The sequence below is a fragment of the Roseomonas sp. 18066 genome, from assembly GCF_902706185.1.
Taxonomy (GTDB): domain Bacteria; phylum Pseudomonadota; class Alphaproteobacteria; order Acetobacterales; family Acetobacteraceae; genus Pseudoroseomonas.
In genome coordinates, this window is the sequence record NZ_CACSJM010000077.1 from 11,919 (window position 1) to 30,007 (window position 18,089).

Below are 18,089 nucleotides of genomic sequence, written 5' to 3' on the forward strand. Positions count from 1 at the left end.
TCAGGCGATGACCAGCAGGTCCTCGGCCAGCGGGGTGGCGCGGTTGTCGAGGAAGGCGATCAAGGTGATCCCGCCCGCGACCATGCCGTTGCTGTCATAGGCCAGCGCGCCGCTGGCGGCGTCGTAGAGGATCTGGCCATGCGCCGCGGTCGCCGTGGTGGCGCCCGGCACATAGAAGCCGCTGGCCTGCAGGTCCATCCCCGCCACCAGCCCGCCCCCCAGGGCATCGGCCGAGAACACCAGGTAATCCTCGCCGGCGGCGAAGTCGACGACATGGTCGGCCGGGCCGGAAGGCTGGTCGAAGACGAAGCGGTCGATGCCGGCGCCACCGGTCAGGGTGTCGGCGCCGCTGCCGCCGGCCAGGGTGTCGTCGCCCTCGGCGCCGTTCAGCGTGTCGTTGCCGCCGGCCCCCGACAGCCGGTTGTCGCCGGCATTGCCGACCAGGATGTTGCGCAGCGAATTGCCGGTGCCGTCCAGGTCGGCCGTGCCCTGCAGCGCCAGCAGGTTGAGGAACTGCCCGGCCAGGGAGAAGCTGACGCTGCTGAGCACCAGGTCGGCGGTGCCGCCGGCCTGCTCGATCACCCGGTCGCGGGCATCGTCGACGATGAAGGTGTCGTTGCCGAAGCCGCCGGTCATGCGGTCGGCGCCGGTGCCGCCATCCAGCGTGCTGCCCAGGTCGCTGGCCACCAGCCGGTCATTGCCGCCCAGGCCGAACAGCCGGCCATTGGCGATGCCCGGATCCAACGTCAGGCGGTTGTGCAGCGAATTGCCCACGCCGGTGGTGGCGTCCCCGGTGAGCTCGAGATTCTCGGTGAACTGGCCGCGGAGAGAAAAATCGACGCTGCTGCGCACGGTGTCGCTGCCCTGGCGCGCCGCCTCGATCACCCGGTCGCCCAGGTTGTCGACGATGCAGATGTCGTCGCCCGCGCCGCCCTCCAGCCGGTCGGCGCCGAAGCCGCCATCCAGCCGGTCGTCGCCGTCGAGGCCCAGCAGCCGGTTGGCGGCGCGGTTGCCGGTGATGGCATTGTCCAGCCCGTTGCCGGTGCCGTCGATCGGCGCCGATCCGGTCAGCACCAGGTTCTCGACGAACTGGCCGCGCAGGTCGTAGCTGACGCTGCTGCGCAGCGTGTCGACGCCGCCGCCGCTGGCCTCGACCACCAGGTCGCCCGGGCTGTCGACGATGTGGATGTCGTCGCCGGCGCCGCCGATCATGACGTCGTTGCCGGCGCCGCCGTCGAGCGTGTCGTTGCCGCCGCCGCCATCCAGCGTGTCGTCGCTGCCCAGCCCCGAGAGGATGTCGTCGCCCTCGCTGGCCTGCGCCGCGTCGCTGCCGGCGCCGCCGGTCCAGGTGCCGGCGACCTGGGTATAGACCACGCCGCCCGGCGCGCCGCTGCCGCCGGTGACGCCGCCGCCGCCCCAGCCCTCGCCGTCATCGGTGGGGTCGTCCTCGCCCGTCGTCTCGCCCGTCGTCTCGCCGGTCGTCTCGCCGGTCGTCTCGTCGGGGATCGGGTCCTCCAGCACCGGGTCTGCGAGGACCGGGCCCGGACAGATGACGATCACCGGGTCCTCGACGGGATCGAGCACCAGGTCAGGCCCCTCCACCAGCACGATGGACGGCCAAAGCTCTGCCATGACTGCGCTTTCCCTGCTGCAGGTTTTTCGCAGAATTCTTCGGCCGCGCCGGTGCCGTCAATTTTTCTCGATCAAAACCGGGGGCTCAAAACGACGACGGGGCGGAGGATCGCTCCCCCGCCCCGCCCCGGTCGTCCAGAAAAGAACGTCAGTGCTTCGGGCCGGAACCCAGGGCGCGCAGGTCGGCGATGGTGGCGCGGTTGGTGATCTGCTCCGGATTGGTGCGGATCTCGATCACCGCCGGCTTGCCGCTGGCGACCGCGCGCTGGAAGGCGGGGATCAGCTCGCCATCCTTCACCACCAGCTCGCCATGGCCGCCGAAGCTCTCGATGAACTTCGAGAAGTCGGGATTGGTCAGCTGGGTGCCGGAGACGCGGCCGGGATAGGCGCGCTCCTGATACATGCGGATGGTGCCGTACATGCCGTTGTTGAAGACCAGCACGATCGGCGCCACGCCGGCCTGGAAGGCGGTGGCGATCTCCTGCCCCGTCATCAGGAAGCCGCCATCGCCGACCAGGCCGATGACGGTGCGCCCGGGGAAGCTGATCTTGGCGCCGATGGCCGAGGGCACCGCATAGCCCATGGCGCCATTGGTCGGGCCGAGGAATTCCTGCTGCTCGGTCAGGTGCATGAAGCGGTTCGGCCAGGTGGCGAAATTGCCGGCGTCGCAGGTGAAGATCGTGTCGGTCGGCAGGATCTTTTCCAGCGCCTGCAGCTCGCGGGCGAGGTTCAGCGGGCCGGCGTAGTCGGGGGCCTCGGCCTGCTTCAGGCGGGCGGCGTGCACGTCCCGGGTCCAGGCCGACCAGCGCGGCGCGGTGGCCGGCGCCGGCAGCTTCGCCAGCGCCTCGGCGAAGGCGTTGATCTCGGCGGTGATGCCGAGCGCCGGGCGGTAGACGCGACCGATCTCGGCCTGGTCGGGATAGACATGCACGATCTTGGTGCTGCCCTGGCCGGCCATGTCGAACAGGGTGTAGCCCTGGCTGACCGGCTCGCCGATGCGGGTGCCCAGCGCCAGGATCAGGTCGGCCTGCTTCGCCTTGGCCACCAGCCCGGCATCGGCGCCGACACCCAGGTCGCCGGCGTAATTCGGCAGGGTGCAGTCGAACAGGCTCTGGCGGCGGAAGCCGACAGCCACCGGCAGGTCGCGGGCGGCGCAGAAGTCACGGATGATCCGGCGCGTCGCCTGCGTCCAGCGCGAGCCGCCGAGGACCACCAGCGGACGCTCGGCCGCATCCAGCAGCGCGATCATCTCTTCCAGCGCCGCCGGGGACGGATAGGCGGCGGAAACCCTGGCCGGGCCGATATCGGGGACGGCGACGCGGACCTTCTGCATCTCCTCGGAGATGGCGACGACCACCGGGCCGGGGCGGCCGGAGGTCGCGACATCGAAGGCATGCGCCATCAGCTCGGGGATGCGGGCGGCATCGTCGATCTGCGTCACCCACTTCGCCACCGAGCCGAACATCCGGCGATAATCAACCTCCTGGAAGCTTTCGCGGTCGGTCTCGGCGAAGGGGATCTGGCCGACGATCAGCACCATCGGCGTGCTGTCCTGCATCGCCACATGCACGCCGATCGCGGCATGGCAGGCGCCGGGGCCGCGGGTGACCAGCGCCACACCCGGCCGGCCGGTCAGCTTGCCATGCGCCTCGGCCATGTTCACCGCCCCCGCCTCGAAGCGGCAGGTGGTCAGGTCGATCTTGTCGGCATTGGCATAGAGGCCGTCGAGCAGGTCCAGATAGGATTCGCCCGGCACGCAGAAGGCGTGCGTGACGCCCTGGGCCACCAGCGCATCCGCCAGGAGCTGCCCGCCGGTGCGGGTCGCGGTGCTCATCCCATCCATTCTCTACGTTCCCTCGGCAAGTCATCGGACAACCGGCAGGCAAGCTAGCCGAGCCGGACAGGCAGGGCTACTGCCGCCGGGCGGTATTCCGCCGCGCCGGCTTTGCCCCTTGCCGCGGCGCACGGGGCTGGCGCAGAAACGCCGCGAAGGCCCCCTGCCCGGGGGTCCGCCCGCCAGGAGCAGGAATCACATGCGCGCCATCTTCGTCATGGTGAAATGCGAGATGGGCACGGCCTATGCCGTCGCCCGCGAGATGGCCGACAGCATCGTCGAGCTGTCCGAGATGCATTCGATTTCCGGCCAGTACGACCTGCTCGGCAAGTTCTACCTCGAGCCCGACCAGGATATCGGCCTCTTCGTGGTGGAGCGGGTGCAGACCGTCGCCGGCGTCAAGGACACCTACACGCTGCAGACCTTCAACGCCTTTTCCGGCCCGCGCGGCTGAGGCAGGCCGCGGCGGGCCGGCCCTGCCGCGATCCGGCCGCATTCGGCCGCGAAACGAGGCACCGCAGGCCCCATTGCGCCTTTGTAATGCCTTACGGAAAGGACAGACTCGGCTGCATAGGGAAGGAGATGCCCCCCATGCGACCTGTTCTGCCTGCCCTCGCCCTCGCCGCCGCCCTCGTCCTCGGTGGCTGCCAGAATCCGGATGGCTCGACCGACTGGGGCAGCACCGTGGCGCTCGGCGCCGGTGCCGCGCTGGTGACGGGCCTGGCCGTCGCCGCCTCGCAGGACAATGACCGCGGCTATCGCCGCCAGTCGCGCCGCGACTACGGCTATGGCTATGGCGGCGGCGGTGGCTACAACCGCGGCTATTACGGCCGGCCCGGCGGCGGCTACCACGGCGGCGGCCACGGTCGCCGCTGGTAGGCCGGGCCTGAAGGCCCGCCAAAGGAAAAGACTGGCCGGGGGGACCGGCCAGCCTTTCGGTGGGCGCTGCGATCACCGGGCAAGGCCCGGATTGGGGGGTGGCGGACCCCGCGGGGGAACGGGGTCGGCCGACAGGCCCGCCGCTGCTTCACAGCCTAGCCTGAGCCTTGCCGGCGCGCTGTGCGCGGCATCTCGAAACCTTTCCCACCCGTCGCAAAGCGTCCGGCAGGGTCCTGGCTTTCCCCCCGGAAAGGCGGCCCGCATGCCCTTGCCGCCCGCGGCAGCCAATGCGATTGTCCGCCCCGTCGCGCCGCCAGCCCGCGCCGAGCCGATCGCCCAGGGACCGCGCACCGACCGCGCGCCCTCGGGGGGCGCCTTGGCGTCCAGGCCGGCAGCCAGCAAAAACTGTCCAGACGAGGACCGGCATGGCCAAGATCAAAGTGAAGACCCCCGTCGTCGAGCTCGACGGCGACGAGATGACCCGCATCATCTGGGGGTTCATCAAGGACAAGCTGATCAATCCCTATCTGGACGTTGATCTCAAGTACTACGACCTCGGCGTCGAGTACCGCGACCAGACCGACGACCAGGTCACCGTCGATGCGGCGAACGCCATCAAGCAGTATGGCGTGGGCGTGAAATGCGCCACCATCACCCCCGACGAGGCCCGGGTGACGGAATTCGGCCTGAAGAAGATGTGGAAGTCGCCGAACGGCACGATCCGCAACATCCTCGACGGCACCATCTTCCGCGAGCCGATCATCTGCTCGAACGTGCCGCGCCTGGTGCCGCACTGGTCGAAGCCGATCGTGGTCGGCCGCCATGCCTATGGCGACATCTACCGCGCCGTCGAGATGAAGGTGCCGGGCCCCGGCACGGTGAAGATGACCTACATCGCCGAGAACGGCGACGTGCAGGAAATCGGCCAGTTCGACTTCAAGGGTGCCGGCGCTGCCATGATGCAGCACAACCTGAACAAGTCGATCGAGGGCTTCGCCCGCGCCTCCTTCAACTACGGCCTGGCGCGCAACTACTCGGTGTACTTCAGCCACAAGAACACCATCCTGAAGGCCTATGACGGCAACTTCAAGGACATCTTCCGCGCCGTCTTCGACGCCGAGTTCAAGGCCGAGTTCGACAAGCGCAACCTGGTCTATGAGGACCGCCTGATCGACGACATGGTCGCCTCGGCGCTGAAGTGGGAAGGCGGCTATATCTGGGCCTGCAAGAACTACGATGGCGACGTGCAGTCGGACATCGTGGCGCAGGGCTTCGGCTCCCTCGGCCTGATGACCTCGGTCCTGCTGTCCCCGGATGGCAACACGGTCGAGTCCGAGGCCGCGCACGGCACGGTGACGCGGCACTATCGCGAGCACCAGAAGGGCCGCGAGACCTCGACCAACCCGATCGCCTCGATCTTCGCCTGGACCCGCGGCCTCGCCTATCGCGGCAAGTTCGACGGCACCCAGGACGTCGTCGACTTCGCCAACGCCCTCGAGCAGGTCTGCATCGAGACGGTCGAGGCCGGCCACATGACCAAGGACCTGGCCGTGCTGATCGGCAAGGACCAGCCCTGGCTGAACACGCAGAACTTCCTCGCCAAGCTGGACGAGAACCTGCAGAAGAAGATGGCCTGATTTTCTAATTGTTGCCGGCGCCCGATGGGCGCCGGCGGCGTGACGCTCAGAGGGGTCCTTCGGGGGCCCCTTTTCTTTTTGTCAGGGGGCGCCGGGCTTCTCGCTGACCCTGGCGCGCGGCGCTATCCTCGGCCGCATGCTGCTGCCCCTCTCCCCGCTCGACTGGCTGGCCCTGGCCATCTTCATCGCCTGCTGGATCGGCTATGCCGCGGTGGTCGACCGCGTGCCCGCCATCCGCGACCGCAGCGTCATCGCCGCGATGGACCAGCACCGCCGGCGCTGGATGGCCGCGGTGCCGCACCGGGAGAACCGGATCGCCGATATCAGCATCATCGGCAACCTGATGACCTCGACCTCCTTCCTGGCCAATACCAGCATCTTCATCCTGGGCGCGCTGGTGGCCATGCTGGGCTCGCCGGAGCTCGGCAGCCGGATCTTCGGCGCCGTGCCCTTCGCCGAGGTGCCGCAGGACAGCGTCGCCTGGGAGATGCGGATCTTCCTGCTGGTGCTGATCTTCGTGCGCGCCTTCTTCGAGCTGACCTGGGCGCTGCGCCAGTTCAACTATTGCAGCATCTGCGTGGGCGGCCTGCCGCAGGGCGAGGCCGGGCTGCCGGCCGCCGCCATCGCCGCCGAGGTCGCCAACCGCGCCGCCCGCCATTTCAACACCGGGCTGCGCGCCTATTACTTCGGGCTGGCGGCGCTGGCCTGGATCCTGCACCCGCTGGCGCTGATCATCGCCTCGCTGCTGGTGCTGCGGGAGCTGCACCGGCGCGAGTTCCGTTCCGTCGTGCGCGACGCGCTGGCGATGCCGGAACAGGGATGACCGCGCATTCGTGACGCTGGCCTGCCCTGCGCGCGCCCTGGGCCGCTGCTAGGACGGGCTTCGAGAAGAAGCTTCGGGAGCAAGGCATGTTTCGAACGGCGCTGCGGCTGACCGCCCCCCTGCTGACCTGCACGCTGCTCGCCGGCACCGCGCTGGCGGCGCCGCTGCGCGATGCGGCCAGCGGCCTGACCGTCAATCCGCCGCCGGGCTACGAGGCCAGCGTGATGCCACCCACCGGCCCGCAGACGGCGCGCTTCCAGATCCGCCGCGGCGACGACCGCGACACCGGCTGCCAGACCGCCTTCACCCCGGCGCCGCAGAACGCCCAGCTCAGCCAGGCGCAGATCAACCAGCTGGCGCTCAGCCCGGGCTGGCAGGAGATCGCCAGGAAGACGCTGACCAGCACCATCTACGACATCCTCTCGGCCGAGCGCTTCGACCTGGACGGGCTGACCGGGCTGCAGATGATCGCCGACTTCAAGGCGGATCCCCGGCTGCCGCCGCGCTCGCGCGAGCTCCGTTCCTATTTCGTCATCCTGGAAACGCCGAAGGGCCGCACCAGCACGGTCTGCGTCGGCGAGAAGGCCAGCTTCGCCACCCGCCAGGCGGAGTTCGTGGCCGTGGCGCGCGGCGCCTCGCCACCGCGGTAGATCACGCCGCGTTGGGGTCGCCCGGCGCGGTCTCGAAGGCCAGGCCGACGAGCGCCAGGATGCGCAAGCCCCGGGCGTCGGGGCGCAGCACCACGGCGCCCTGCTCCTCCATATAGGCCAGCACCCGCCGGGCGCGGCCGACCGAGCGGGTGCCATAGGCCTGGGCGATGGTCGCGTCCGATGGGCAGGGCAGCCGCTCCAGCGCCGCGCGGGCGACCAGCAGGTAGACGCCCTGGACATCATCGGGCAGCGCCGCGGCGCGGGCCTCGATCGCCTGCCAGTCGTCGCCCTCGGCGGCCTCGGCGCCGATGCCGGCGCGCGCCACGGCCAGCAGGCGGCGGAAGGCCGGGATCTCGGGCGGCCTGCCCGGCACGGCATGGATGCGCAGCCGCACCAGGAAGTCCTGGTACAGCACGCTGACGCTGCGGAAGGCGGCCTCCGGCTCCGACAGCACCTGCTGCAGGATTTTTTCCAGCTGCCGCTTATGGGCGGCGCGCTCCTCGGCGGTCGGCTCGGGCGCCGGCGGGGGGGCCGCCATGGTCGGGCGGGCCTGGGCCAGCTGGGCCAGGATGTCGGGGGCCGGCATCGGGGCCGGGCGGCGCGGCGGCAGGCGCAGCGGCTCCGGCGCGGTCGCCGCGGCCATGACCAGGTCGCGGGCATCCTGCGGCGCGGTCTGCGGCAGCGGCACCAGGCCCGGATTGGTGCCGCGCGATTCGGTCTCGACCTCGCCGATGCGGATGGCCAGCGGGCGGCGCGACAGCGCCGGGCCCAGCGCCACGAAGCTGCCGCGCGGCAGGTCGCGGAACATTTCTGCTTGCCGCCGCTCCATGCCCAGCAGGTCGGCGGCGCGCGCCATGTCGATGTCGAGGAAGGTGCGGCCCATCAGGAAGTTGGAGGCCTCGGCGGCGACGTTCTTGGCGAGCTTGGCCAGGCGCTGGGTGGCGATGATGCCGGCGAGCCCGCGCTTGCGGCCGCGCGACATCAGGTTGGCCATGGCGCCGAGCGAGGCGCGGCGGGCCTCGTCGGAGACCTCGCCGGCGACGGCGGGGGCGAAGAGCTGCGCCTCGTCGACCACCACCAGCATGGGCGACCAGTAGTCGCGCTCGGCATCGAACAGCCCGCCCAGGAAGGCTGCGGCGTGGCGCATCTGGCCGTCGGCGTCCAGCCCCTCGAGGTTGAGCACCACCGAGACGCGATGCGTGCGCACCCGGTCGGCGGCGCGTTGGAGCGCGGCCTCGTTGTGCTCGGCGGCGTCGATGACCAGGTGGCCGAAGCGGTCGGCCAGCGTCACGAAATCGCCCTCGGGGTCGATCACCGCCTGCTGCACCCAGGGGGCCGACTGCTCCAGCAGGCGGCGCAGCAGATGCGACTTGCCCGAGCCGGAATTGCCCTGCACCAGGAGACGGGTGGCCAGCAGCTCCTCCAGGTCGAGCAGCCCGGGCTGCCCGCTGGTGGTCTCGCCCATCTCGATGCCGACCGTCATTCCGCGCTCCTTTTCGGGGGGCGGAGCTATAGAGCATCAGCCCCGCCTGCGACACCGCAACGGGCGCAGGGCGCGGATGCGCAAAGCCGTGCTCAGGCGTTCGCCGTGCCGGGCCAGCGCAGCGTGCCGAGGGCGACGCCGCCGAGGACCAGCGCCATGGCGACGGCATGGTAGGCATGCAGGCTTTCGCCCAGCAGGGCGGCGCCAAGGGCCAGGGCATAGGCCGGCACCAGGTACATGGCCATGCTGGCCCGCGCCGCGCCGAAATTCTGCACGCAGCGGGCGAAGAGGCCATAGGCGCCGATGCCGGCGACCAGCCCGAGGAACAGCATCCCCCAGAAGGCCTGGGCGCCCAGATGCGGCACGCCGCGATGGCCCCATTCGAGCAGCAGCGCCGGGATCAGGAACAGCGCGCCGCCGGCGGCGACCACCCAGAGCAGCAGCAGCGGCGGCAGGGCGATGGGGCGGTGGCGCAGGAGCGCGGTGTAGCCGGCCCAGGCGAGGATGGCGCAGAGCATCAGCGCGTCGCCCGGGTTGAACTCGAAGCGCAGGAGCGCCGCCATGTCGCCGCGGAAGGCCGCCACCAGCACGCCGGCGAAGGAGAGCGCGATGCCCGCGACCATGGCGGGGCGCAGCGGGATGCCCCAGACCAGCCGCTCGATGACCGCGACCAGCAGCGGGGTGAGCGCCGCGATCAGCGCGATGTTGCCGGCGGAGGTATAGGCGGCCGCGCCGTATTGGGGCGCCACGCTGACCACGCCGCCGAGCAGCACCAGGAGCAGCAGCAGCCCCGCCGGGACCTGGCGCAGGCGGCCCTGGCGCAGCGCCGGCCAGATGAAGGGCAGCAGCAGCAGCGCCGCGACGGTCCAGCGGCCGAAGGCCAGGGTGACGGGCGGCACCGAGCCGGAGAGCCAGCGGGCGGCGACCATGTTGCTGGCGAAGAAGAGCGGCGCGGAGAGGAAGAGGCAGGCGGGCAGCCAGCGGGCGGTGAGGCGCATCGGCCTGCTCTCCGGGGTTCTGGCGGAGAGCTTAGGTCGAATGGGTCAGAGGTTCTTACCGAAGTTGATTGTTGTCGCCTGTGCCTTCGGAAGAATTGTCGGCGTTGGCGTGTTTTATCAGATAGTGCTTCTGTCTCATGGCGGGGACCGGGGGGATCCTATCCCCCCGGCGGGGGTTTGGGGGCGGAGCCCCCATGCTGGCTTATTGTGCTTCGCGGGTCGCCCAGGTGATCCAGGGCATCAGGCGCCGGAGGTTTTCCGCGTCCACGGTCGCCCCGCCCCAGATGCGCAGTCCTGGAGGTGCGTCGCGGTAGGGGGCGGTGTCGAGGCCGGCGCCGGCCTGGTCCAGCAGCCTGGCGATCTTCTTGCTGGCCTCGGCCTGCCCCTTGGCGTCGAGGGCCGTGAACCAGGGTGCCACCAGCTTCAGGGTGATGGAGGTGGTGGAGCGGTGGCGGGCGTCCTCGGCGAGGAAGGCGTAGTCGGACTGGGTCGCGACCCAGTCGGCGATGATGGCGAGGTTGGCTTCGGTGCGGGCGACGAGGCCCTTGAGGCCGCCCACCGATTCCGCCCAGCGCAGCCCGTCGATGGCGTCCTCGACGCAGAGCATCGAGGGGGTGTTGATGGTGTCGCCTTCGAAGATGCCTTCGATCAGCTTGCCGCCCTTGGTCAGGCGGAAGATCTTGGGCAGGGGCCAGGCGGGGGTGTGGCTCTCCAGCCGGGCCACAGCACGCGGCGAGAGGGCCAGCATGCCGTGGCCGGCCTCGCCGCCGAGCGCCTTCTGCCAGGACCAGGTCACCACATCCAATTTCGCCCAGTCGAGCTCCATGGCGAAGGCGGCCGAGGTCGCGTCGCAGATGGTCAGCCCCTCGCGATCGGCCGCGATCCAGTCGGCATCCGCCAGGCGCACGCCGGAGGTGGTGCCGTTCCAGACGAAGACCGCGTCGCGCGCCGGGTCGGCCTGGGCCAGGTCGGGGATGGCGCCATAGGGGGCCTGGATCAGGCGGACGTCGGGCAGCGGCAGCTGCTTCGTGATGTCATTGGCCCATTCGGCGGAGAAGCTCTCCCAGGCCAGCACGTCGACGCCGCGGGGGCCGAGCAGCGACCACAGCGCCATCTCCACCGCGCCGGTGTCGGAGGCGGGGACGATGCCCAGGCGCCAGCCCTCCGGCATGCCGAGCACCGCCTTGCTGCGGGTGATGACCTCGGCGAGGCGGGCCTTGGGCGCCGGGGCGCGGTGGCTGCGGCCGAGCAGCGCGCCATCGAGCGCCGAGAGCGACCAGCCAGGGCGCTTGGCGCAGGGGCCGGAGGAGAAGCAGGGGTTTTCCGGCAGGCAGGCGGGCTTCGGATTGGCCATCACAAGGGCTCCAGTCGGGTCGTCAGATCGTATCGGGCAGGAAGACTTCGCCGCGGGCATAGAGCACGGCATGGCCGCCCATGCGGATGCGGCTGTCGCGGCGCTCGCACCAGAGCGTGCCGCCGCGGGCGCTGGCCTGGCGGCAGACCAGCGTCTCGCGGCCCAGGCGGTCGGCCCAGAAGGGCACCAGCTGGACATGGGCGGCACCCGTCACCGGGTCCTCGTCGATGCCGACGCGGGCGGCGAAATAGCGGGAGACGACGTCATGCACGCCGTCATCGCCCGGGGCGGTGGCGATGACACGGGCGCCGGCGCCGCCCACCGCCTCGTCGGGCAGGCTGGCGATGCGGGCGTGGTCGGGCTGCAGGGCGCGGACGGTCTCGGCCTTGTCGAAAAGGCAGATCCAGTCGCGCGCCTTCCAGACCTCGCGCGGGACGGCGCCAAGGGCGGCGGCCAGGCCCGGCGGCACGCGGGGGGCGCGCCGCGGCGGATTGGCCGGGAAGTCAAGGACGAAACGGTCGCCCTCGCGGCTGACGCCGAGCAGGCCTGAGGCGGTGCGGAATTCCATGGCGCCGGCATGGCCGAGCTCGCCGGCCAGCACCGCGGCGGTGGCCAGCGTCGCATGGCCGCAAAGCGGCACCTCGAGGCGCGGGGTGAACCAGCGCAGATGCCAGCGGCCGGGCCCGTCGGGGACGAAGAAGGCGGTCTCGCTGAGATTGTGCTCGGCCGCCATGGCCTGCATCAGCGCGTCCGGCAGCCACTCCGTCAATGGCACGACGGCGGCGGGATTGCCGGCGAAGGGACGGTCGGCGAAGGCGTCGACCTGATAGACGGCAAGCTTCTGGGGCATGGGCTCGTTTCCCGGCGGGCGCCCTTCCGCTATCGCCGAAAGACCGTGCCCATGCCAGCGCGGCCGTGGCAGGGCTGGGATGCTTTCGCCCCCTGCCCCGCCCCTGGCCCGCGCCTCAGGCCAGGGCGCGCAGCCGCTCCGGATCGACGGTCACCGAGTGGTTCAGCGGGCCATGGCCGCGGCCGAAGCCCGGGGCGGCGCGCAGCGCCTCGTGCACATAGGCGCGGGCGCGCACCACGGCGCCGCGCAGGCCGAGGCCCTGGGCCAGGCCGGCGGCGATGGCGGAAGCCAGGGTGCAGCCGGTGCCATGGGTGTGGCGGCTGTCGATGCGCTCGCTCTCGAAGACCTCGATGCCGTCCTCGGTCGCCAGCAGGTCGACCAGCCGGTTGCCCGGCAGGTGGCCGCCCTTCAGCAGCACCGCGGGGACGCCGAGCGTCAGCATCATCTCGGCCGCCGACTCCATCTCCTCGACATTGCCGATATGCATGCCGGACAGCACCTCGGCCTCCGGGATGTTGGGCGTCAGCAGCGAGGCGAAGGGCAGCAGGCGGCGCTTCAGCGTCTCGACCGCGGCCTTGTCGAGCAGCGCCTGGCCGCCCTTGGCCACCATCACCGGGTCGGCGACCAGGGGCACGCGGCGGCCATGCTCGGCCAGCGCGTCGCAGACGGCGTTGATGGTGACGCTGTCGGCCAGCATGCCGGTCTTGATGGCATCCGCGCCGATATCCTGCAGGGTCAGGCGGATCTGCTGGCGGATGAAGTCGGGCGGCACGGTCATCACGCCATGGACGCCCAGCGTGTCCTGCGCGGTCAGCGCGGTGATCGCGGTGGCCGAGAAGGCGTCGAGCGCGGTGCAGGCCTTGATATCGGCCTGGATGCCGGCGCCGCCGCCGGAATCGGAGCCGGCGATGATCAGGACGCGACCGCGCATCAGCCGGCCTCCCCGGCCAGCTCGGAAACCTTGTCCTCGGGGGCGGGACGCTCGGCGACCGCGCCGGCGGCGGCGCGGGCGCGGATCAGCGCCGCCAGTTCATGCACGGTCTCTTCCACGATGCTCTCCTCCTCCGCCTCGGCCATGACGCGGATCACCGGCTCGGTGCCGCTGGGGCGGATCAGCACCCGCCCGCGCTTCTCCAGCCGCTTCTCGGCAGCGGCGATGGCTTCCTGCACGACCACGTCCTGCAGCGGGCTGACCCCGGCATAGCGGACATTGACCAGGCGCTGCGGCAGCGGCGTGAAGCGGCGGCAGACCTCGCTGGCGGGGCGGCCTTCCTCGGCCAGCATGGCCAGCACCTGCAGGGCGGCCATCAGCCCGTCGCCGGTGGTGCCGAAATCGCTGAGGATGACATGGCCGGACTGCTCGCCGCCGAGGTTGCAGCCGGTCTCGCGCATGCGCTCCGACACATAGCGGTCCCCCACCTTGGTGCGCAGCAGTTTCAGGCGGCGACCGTGAAGGAAACGTTCAAGGCCCAGGTTCGACATGACGGTGGCGACCACCGCGCCGCCCTGCAGCCGGCCCTGCTCCTGCAACGACTGGGCGATGACCGCCAGGATCTGGTCGCCATCGATGATCTGGCCCTTCTCGTCGGCCAGCACCAGGCGGTCGGCGTCGCCGTCGAGGGCGATGCCCAGGTCCGCGCGGCGCTCGCGCACCAGCTCGGCCATGCGGGCGGGCGCCGTGGAGCCGCATTCGCGGTTGATGTTGAAGCCGTCCGGGGCGACGCCGACCGAGACCACCTCGGCGCCGAGCTCCCACAGCACGGTGGGCGCCACCTTGTAGCCGGCGCCATGCGCGCAATCGACGACGATGCGCATGCCGGACAGGCTGCGGCCCTTCGGGAAGCTGGCCTTCACCGCCTCGATATAGCGGCCGGGGGCGTCCTCGAGGCGGCTGGCGCGGCCGAGCCGCGAGGGGCCGACCAGCTGGGCGCTGAGATCGGCCGCCATCAGCGCCTCGATCTGCGCCTCCTCGGCATCCGACAGCTTGAGGCCGTCCGGGCCGAACAGCTTGATGCCATTGTCCTCGAAAGGATTGTGGCTGGCCGAGATCATGACGCCGAGATCGGCGCGCAGGCTGCGCGTCAGCATGGCGATGGCGGGCGTCGGCAGCGGGCCGACCAGCACCACATCCATGCCGGCGCCGACGAAGCCGGCGGTCAGCGCGGGTTCCAGCATATAGCCGGACAGGCGGGTGTCCTTGCCGATGACGACGCGATGGCGGTAGCTGCCGCGGTTGAAGAAACGCCCGGCCGCCTGGCCCAGGCGCAGCGCCGTCGAGGCATCCATCGGCGCCCGGTTGGCGACCCCCCGGATCCCATCCGTGCCGAAGAGACGACGCACCGCTTCACTCATGCCCGAACCACCTTCACGCCTTGTCCCTGCGGCCCCGGCAGCCATGGCCGACGCTGATCTGCGCCCTCATACCAGCCTTCGGGTCCCTCGCGCGACACGCGAAACTTGTCCGGATATTTCGGCGCCCCGGTCAAGGCGCGCCAGGGCCGCAGGAGAGGTTATATAAGTTAACGGGAAAGCAACGCTCCAGCCCGGGAAAGGCTGCCTGCCCTCAGGCCTCGCCGTGCTCGGGCAGCGAGCCCTCGGCGCAGGCGCGCCACATCTGCAGCACCTGCACCGTCTCGGCGACATCGTGGACGCGGATGATGGCAGCCCCCCCGGCCGCCGCGGCCTGGGCCACCGCGACCGAGCCGGACAGGCGCTCGATCGGCGTCTCCACCCCGGTGACCTCGCCGACGAAGCGTTTTCTCGAAGCGCCGACCAGGATGCGGCAGCCGATCGAGGCCAGCAGCGGCAGGCGGTTCATGATCTGCAGGTTCTGCGCCGCGGTTTTGCCGAAGCCGAGGCCGGGATCGATGGCGATGCGGCCGCGCTGGATGCCCAGCGCCTCGGCGGTCTCGACGCGCTGGCGCAGGAAGCGCGCGACCTCCAGCACCACGTCGTCATAGCCGGTATGGTCCTGCATGCGGCGGGGGTCGAGCACCGGCATGTGCATAAGGATGACGGGCGCCCGTGCTTCCTGCACGACCCGCACAGAGCGGGCGTCCTGCCGCAGCGCCGTGACATCGTTAACGATTTCGGCGCCCTCGTCCAGGGCGGCCTGCATGGTGGCGGCATGGCGGGTGTCGATGCTGACCACCGCCGCCTTGGCGAGCTCCCGCACGACGGGGCGGATGCGGGCGATTTCTTCCTCTGACGTCACCGGCGCCGCGCCGGGGCGGGTGCTCTCGCCGCCGATATCCAGAATGTCGGCGCCGGCCTCCAGCATGGCATGGCCGGCGGCAATGGCCTGGGCCGGGTCGAGATGCAGCCCGCCATTGGAGAAGCTGTCGGGGGTGGTGTTGACGATGCCCATGACCAGCGGCCGGTCCTGCGGCAGGCCGGCGAAGGGCAGCGGCCGGCGGGTCAGCGGCGGCAGCAGGTCCTCCCAGCCCTCGGGCACCGCCTGGGCGGAGCAGAGGCCGAGATCCTGCCCATCCTCGATCAGCCGCACCAGGATGAAGGCGGCGGGGCCGCCGGCCAGCGGCAGCGCCAGCCCGTCGCGCAAGGCGTGGTTGGCGGCCGGACCATGCAGGAGGCCGATCGGCTCCAACCAACGCTCGCTCATCGACAGCCGCTCCAGGCAAAGAAAAAGGGCCCCATTCCTGGGGCCCTTTCCTTAACGCAATTTTTACCGATCGTCAGCGGAGAGCATCACGCCGCCGCATCACGCCCCGGGCTGCGGCGCCGCATTGCCGAAGCCGCCACCCGGCGGCCGGGTCGGCCGGCCCGAGCTGGGGACGCTGCCACGGCCCGAGGAGGTGGGCTCGTCGGGGCGGTTGCGCACCACCGGCTCGCCCTTGATCACCGTGCGGATCTCGTCGCCGGAGAGGGTCTCGTATTCCAGCAGGCCCTTGGCCAGGGCATGCAGCTCCTCGATATTGGTCTGCAGCGTGTGCTTGGCCCGGGCATAGGCCTCGTCGATGATGGCGCGGACCTCGCTGTCGATCTCCCGCGCCGTCGCCTCGGAGACATTCTTCGACTGGGTCACCGAATGGCCCAGGAAGACCTCCTGGCTGTTGTCGCCATAGGCGATCATGCCGAGCTTTTCCGACATGCCCCATTCGGTGACCATCATGCGGGCCTGGTTGGTGGCCATCTTGATGTCGCCCGAGGCGCCGTTGGAAACCTTGTCGGCGCCGAAGATGACCTCCTCGGCGACGCGGCCGCCCATGGCCATCGACAGCTCGGCCTTCAGCTTGGACTTGTGCTTGGAATAGCGGTCGCCGGCCGGCAGCGACATCACCAGGCCCAGCGCCCGGCCGCGCGGGATGATGGTCGCCTTGTGGACCGGGTCGCATTCCGGCTCGTGCATGGCGACGAGAGCATGGCCGGCCTCGTGATAGGCCGTCATCTTCTTCTCGTCGTCGGACATGACCAGCGACCGGCGCTCGGCGCCCATCATGACCTTGTCCTTGGCCATCTCGAACTCGTGCATGCCGACGGTGCGGCGGCCGGAGCGGGCGGCCAGCAGCGCCGCCTCGTTCACCAGGTTGGCCAGGTCGGCGCCGGAGAAGCCGGGGGTGCCGCGGGCGATGGTCTTCGGATCGACATCCGAGGCCAGCGGCACCTTGCGCATGTGCACGCGCAGGATCTTCTCGCGGCCCGAGACGTCCGGGTTCGGCACCACCACCTGGCGGTCGAAGCGGCCGGGGCGCAGCAGGGCCGGGTCGAGCACGTCGGGGCGGTTGGTGGCGGCGATCAGGATGACGCCCTCATTCGCCTCGAAGCCGTCCATCTCGACCAGCATCTGGTTAAGAGTCTGCTCGCGCTCGTCATTGCCGCCGCCGAGGCCGGCGCCGCGATGCCGGCCGACCGCGTCGATCTCATCGATGAAGATGATGCAGGGGGCGTTCTTCTTGCCCTGCTCGAACATGTCGCGCACGCGGCTGGCGCCGACGCCCACGAACATCTCGACGAAGTCGGAGCCGGAGATGGTGAAGAAAGGCACGTTGGCCTCGCCGGCGATGGCGCGGGCCAGCAGGGTCTTGCCGGTGCCCGGGGGGCCCACCAGCAAGCAGCCCTTGGGAATCTTGCCGCCGAGCCGCTGGAACTTCTGCGGGTCGCGCAGGAAGTCGACGATCTCCTCGAGCTCGCCCTTGGCCTCGTCGATGCCGGCGACGTCCTCGAAGGTGACGCGGCCCTGCTTCTCGGTCAGCAGCCGGGCGCGCGACTTGCCGAAGCCCATGGCGCGGCCGCCGCCGCCCTGCATCTGCCGCATGAAGAAGATCCAGACGCCGATCAGCAGCAGCATCGGGAACCAGGACAGCAGGTAGTGGAAGAGCGGGTTGACGTCGCTCTCCTCCGGCTTGGCGACGACGCGGACGCCCTTGTCGGTCAGCCGGCTGACCAGCTGCGGATCCTCGGGCGTGTAGGTGCTGAAGCCGCGGCCATCGGAAAGCTGGCCGGTCAGCGTGCGGCCCTGGATGGTCACGTCGCGGACGCGACCGCCATTCACCTCGTTCAGGAAGTCGCTATAGGCGACGAGCTGGCCGGTCTGGCGGGTGGAGGAAGAGGGCTGAAAGAGATTGAACAGCGCCACCAGTAGCAGCGCCACGATCACCCAGAGCGCCAGGTTGCGGCCGAAATTGTTCACCGTGGGGTTCCCATCCGTGTGCCGGCCGGCAGGAGGAGACCGGCCCGGCGCCCTGAGAAGATAGGACGCCCTTGGCCATTCTGAAACCATGGCCGTGGCGTCATCTTTCACCGATTTTGTTTTCGATGCCCTTATAGCCCGAGATCGCCCCCCCCGCAGGGCAAAATTCCAGCTGCCAGGCGGCGGGCGGCCCGTCCGACAGGGCCGGAACCAGGGCAGCGGCGGCCGGATCGGCGGGACTCCACAGCGCCGGCAGCCCGGCCAGCAGCCGCGCCGGCCAGCCGCGCCGCTGCCTCCGGTCC

16 protein-coding genes are annotated in these 18,089 nt (G+C 70.6%); 5 read left to right on the top strand and 11 right to left on the bottom strand.

The window, feature by feature from the left end:
• Complete coding sequence (locus GVN67_RS30460; RefSeq protein WP_159997830.1) at positions 1 to 1,632, bottom strand: calcium-binding protein; 1,632 nt, start codon at positions 1,630 to 1,632, stop codon at positions 1 to 3.
• A 148-nt stretch (positions 1,633 to 1,780) separates the two neighbouring features.
• Positions 1,781 to 3,466, bottom strand: a complete 1,686-nt coding sequence (locus GVN67_RS16315) for a thiamine pyrophosphate-dependent enzyme (RefSeq protein WP_159997832.1) — start codon at positions 3,464 to 3,466, stop codon at positions 1,781 to 1,783.
• Between the two features lie 199 nt (positions 3,467 to 3,665).
• On the opposite strand from GVN67_RS16315, the gene GVN67_RS16320 reads away from it, so the two are divergent.
• The 5 genes from GVN67_RS16320 (at position 3,666) to GVN67_RS16340 (ending at position 7,455) form a co-directional block, all read left to right on the top strand.
• Positions 3,666 to 3,920 carry an Lrp/AsnC ligand binding domain-containing protein gene (locus tag GVN67_RS16320; RefSeq protein WP_159997834.1) on the top strand — a complete coding sequence of 85 codons (255 nt, stop codon included), beginning with the start codon at positions 3,666 to 3,668 and terminating at the stop codon, positions 3,918 to 3,920.
• A gap of 137 nt (positions 3,921 to 4,057) precedes the next feature.
• Positions 4,058 to 4,345 (top strand): hypothetical protein, encoded by a 288-nt coding sequence (locus GVN67_RS29740; protein ID WP_200845290.1) that lies wholly within the window; start codon positions 4,058 to 4,060, stop codon positions 4,343 to 4,345.
• Positions 4,346 to 4,770: 425 nt separating this feature from the next.
• A complete protein-coding gene (locus GVN67_RS16330) occupies positions 4,771 to 5,982 on the top strand; it encodes an NADP-dependent isocitrate dehydrogenase (RefSeq protein ID WP_159997836.1) in 1,212 nt (403 codons plus the stop codon).
• A 136-nt stretch (positions 5,983 to 6,118) separates the two neighbouring features.
• Positions 6,119 to 6,805 carry a DUF599 domain-containing protein gene (locus GVN67_RS16335; protein WP_159997838.1) on the top strand — a complete coding sequence of 229 codons (687 nt, stop codon included), beginning with the start codon at positions 6,119 to 6,121 and terminating at the stop codon, positions 6,803 to 6,805.
• 86 nt (positions 6,806 to 6,891) lie between these two features.
• On the top strand, positions 6,892 to 7,455 hold the full coding sequence (locus GVN67_RS16340) for a hypothetical protein (protein ID WP_159997840.1): 564 nt from the start codon (positions 6,892 to 6,894) through the stop codon (positions 7,453 to 7,455).
• Position 7,456: 1 nt separating this feature from the next.
• Here the strand turns inward: GVN67_RS16340 and GVN67_RS16345 are convergent, their stop codons facing one another.
• The 9 genes from GVN67_RS16345 to GVN67_RS30085 all read right to left on the bottom strand — a co-directional run.
• A complete protein-coding gene (locus GVN67_RS16345; protein ID WP_159997842.1) occupies positions 7,457 to 8,938 on the bottom strand; it encodes an ATP-binding protein in 1,482 nt (493 codons plus the stop codon).
• A gap of 92 nt (positions 8,939 to 9,030) precedes the next feature.
• Entirely contained in the window at positions 9,031 to 9,936 is a 906-nt protein-coding gene (locus GVN67_RS16350; protein WP_159997844.1) for a DMT family transporter, read from the bottom strand.
• A gap of 202 nt (positions 9,937 to 10,138) precedes the next feature.
• Positions 10,139 to 11,290: a phosphoserine transaminase gene (locus GVN67_RS16355; RefSeq protein ID WP_159997846.1), complete on the bottom strand. Its 1,152-nt coding sequence runs from the start codon at positions 11,288 to 11,290 to the stop codon at positions 10,139 to 10,141.
• A 22-nt stretch (positions 11,291 to 11,312) separates the two neighbouring features.
• On the bottom strand, positions 11,313 to 12,140 hold the full coding sequence (locus GVN67_RS16360; RefSeq protein ID WP_159997848.1) for a PhzF family phenazine biosynthesis protein: 828 nt from the start codon (positions 12,138 to 12,140) through the stop codon (positions 11,313 to 11,315).
• A 115-nt stretch (positions 12,141 to 12,255) separates the two neighbouring features.
• Positions 12,256 to 13,071 carry a bifunctional hydroxymethylpyrimidine kinase/phosphomethylpyrimidine kinase gene (gene thiD, locus GVN67_RS16365; protein WP_159997850.1) on the bottom strand — a complete coding sequence of 272 codons (816 nt, stop codon included), beginning with the start codon at positions 13,069 to 13,071 and terminating at the stop codon, positions 12,256 to 12,258.
• Entirely contained in the window at positions 13,071 to 14,492 is a 1,422-nt protein-coding gene (glmM, locus tag GVN67_RS16370) for a phosphoglucosamine mutase (RefSeq protein WP_159997852.1), read from the bottom strand. Before glmM ends, thiD begins: the two co-directional genes overlap by 1 nt.
• Before the next feature lie 211 nt (positions 14,493 to 14,703).
• Positions 14,704 to 15,759, bottom strand: a complete 1,056-nt coding sequence (folP, locus tag GVN67_RS16375; RefSeq protein ID WP_159997854.1) for a dihydropteroate synthase — start codon at positions 15,757 to 15,759, stop codon at positions 14,704 to 14,706.
• Positions 15,760 to 15,858: 99 nt separating this feature from the next.
• The gene (ftsH, locus tag GVN67_RS16380) at positions 15,859 to 17,787 is read right to left on the bottom strand and encodes an ATP-dependent zinc metalloprotease FtsH (protein WP_159997856.1); all 1,929 of its coding nucleotides are present in this window, start codon (positions 17,785 to 17,787) and stop codon (positions 15,859 to 15,861) included.
• Positions 17,788 to 17,887: 100 nt separating this feature from the next.
• A partial coding sequence (locus tag GVN67_RS30085; RefSeq protein WP_235035334.1) for a hypothetical protein occupies positions 17,888 to 18,089 on the bottom strand: 202 nt, incomplete at its 5' end.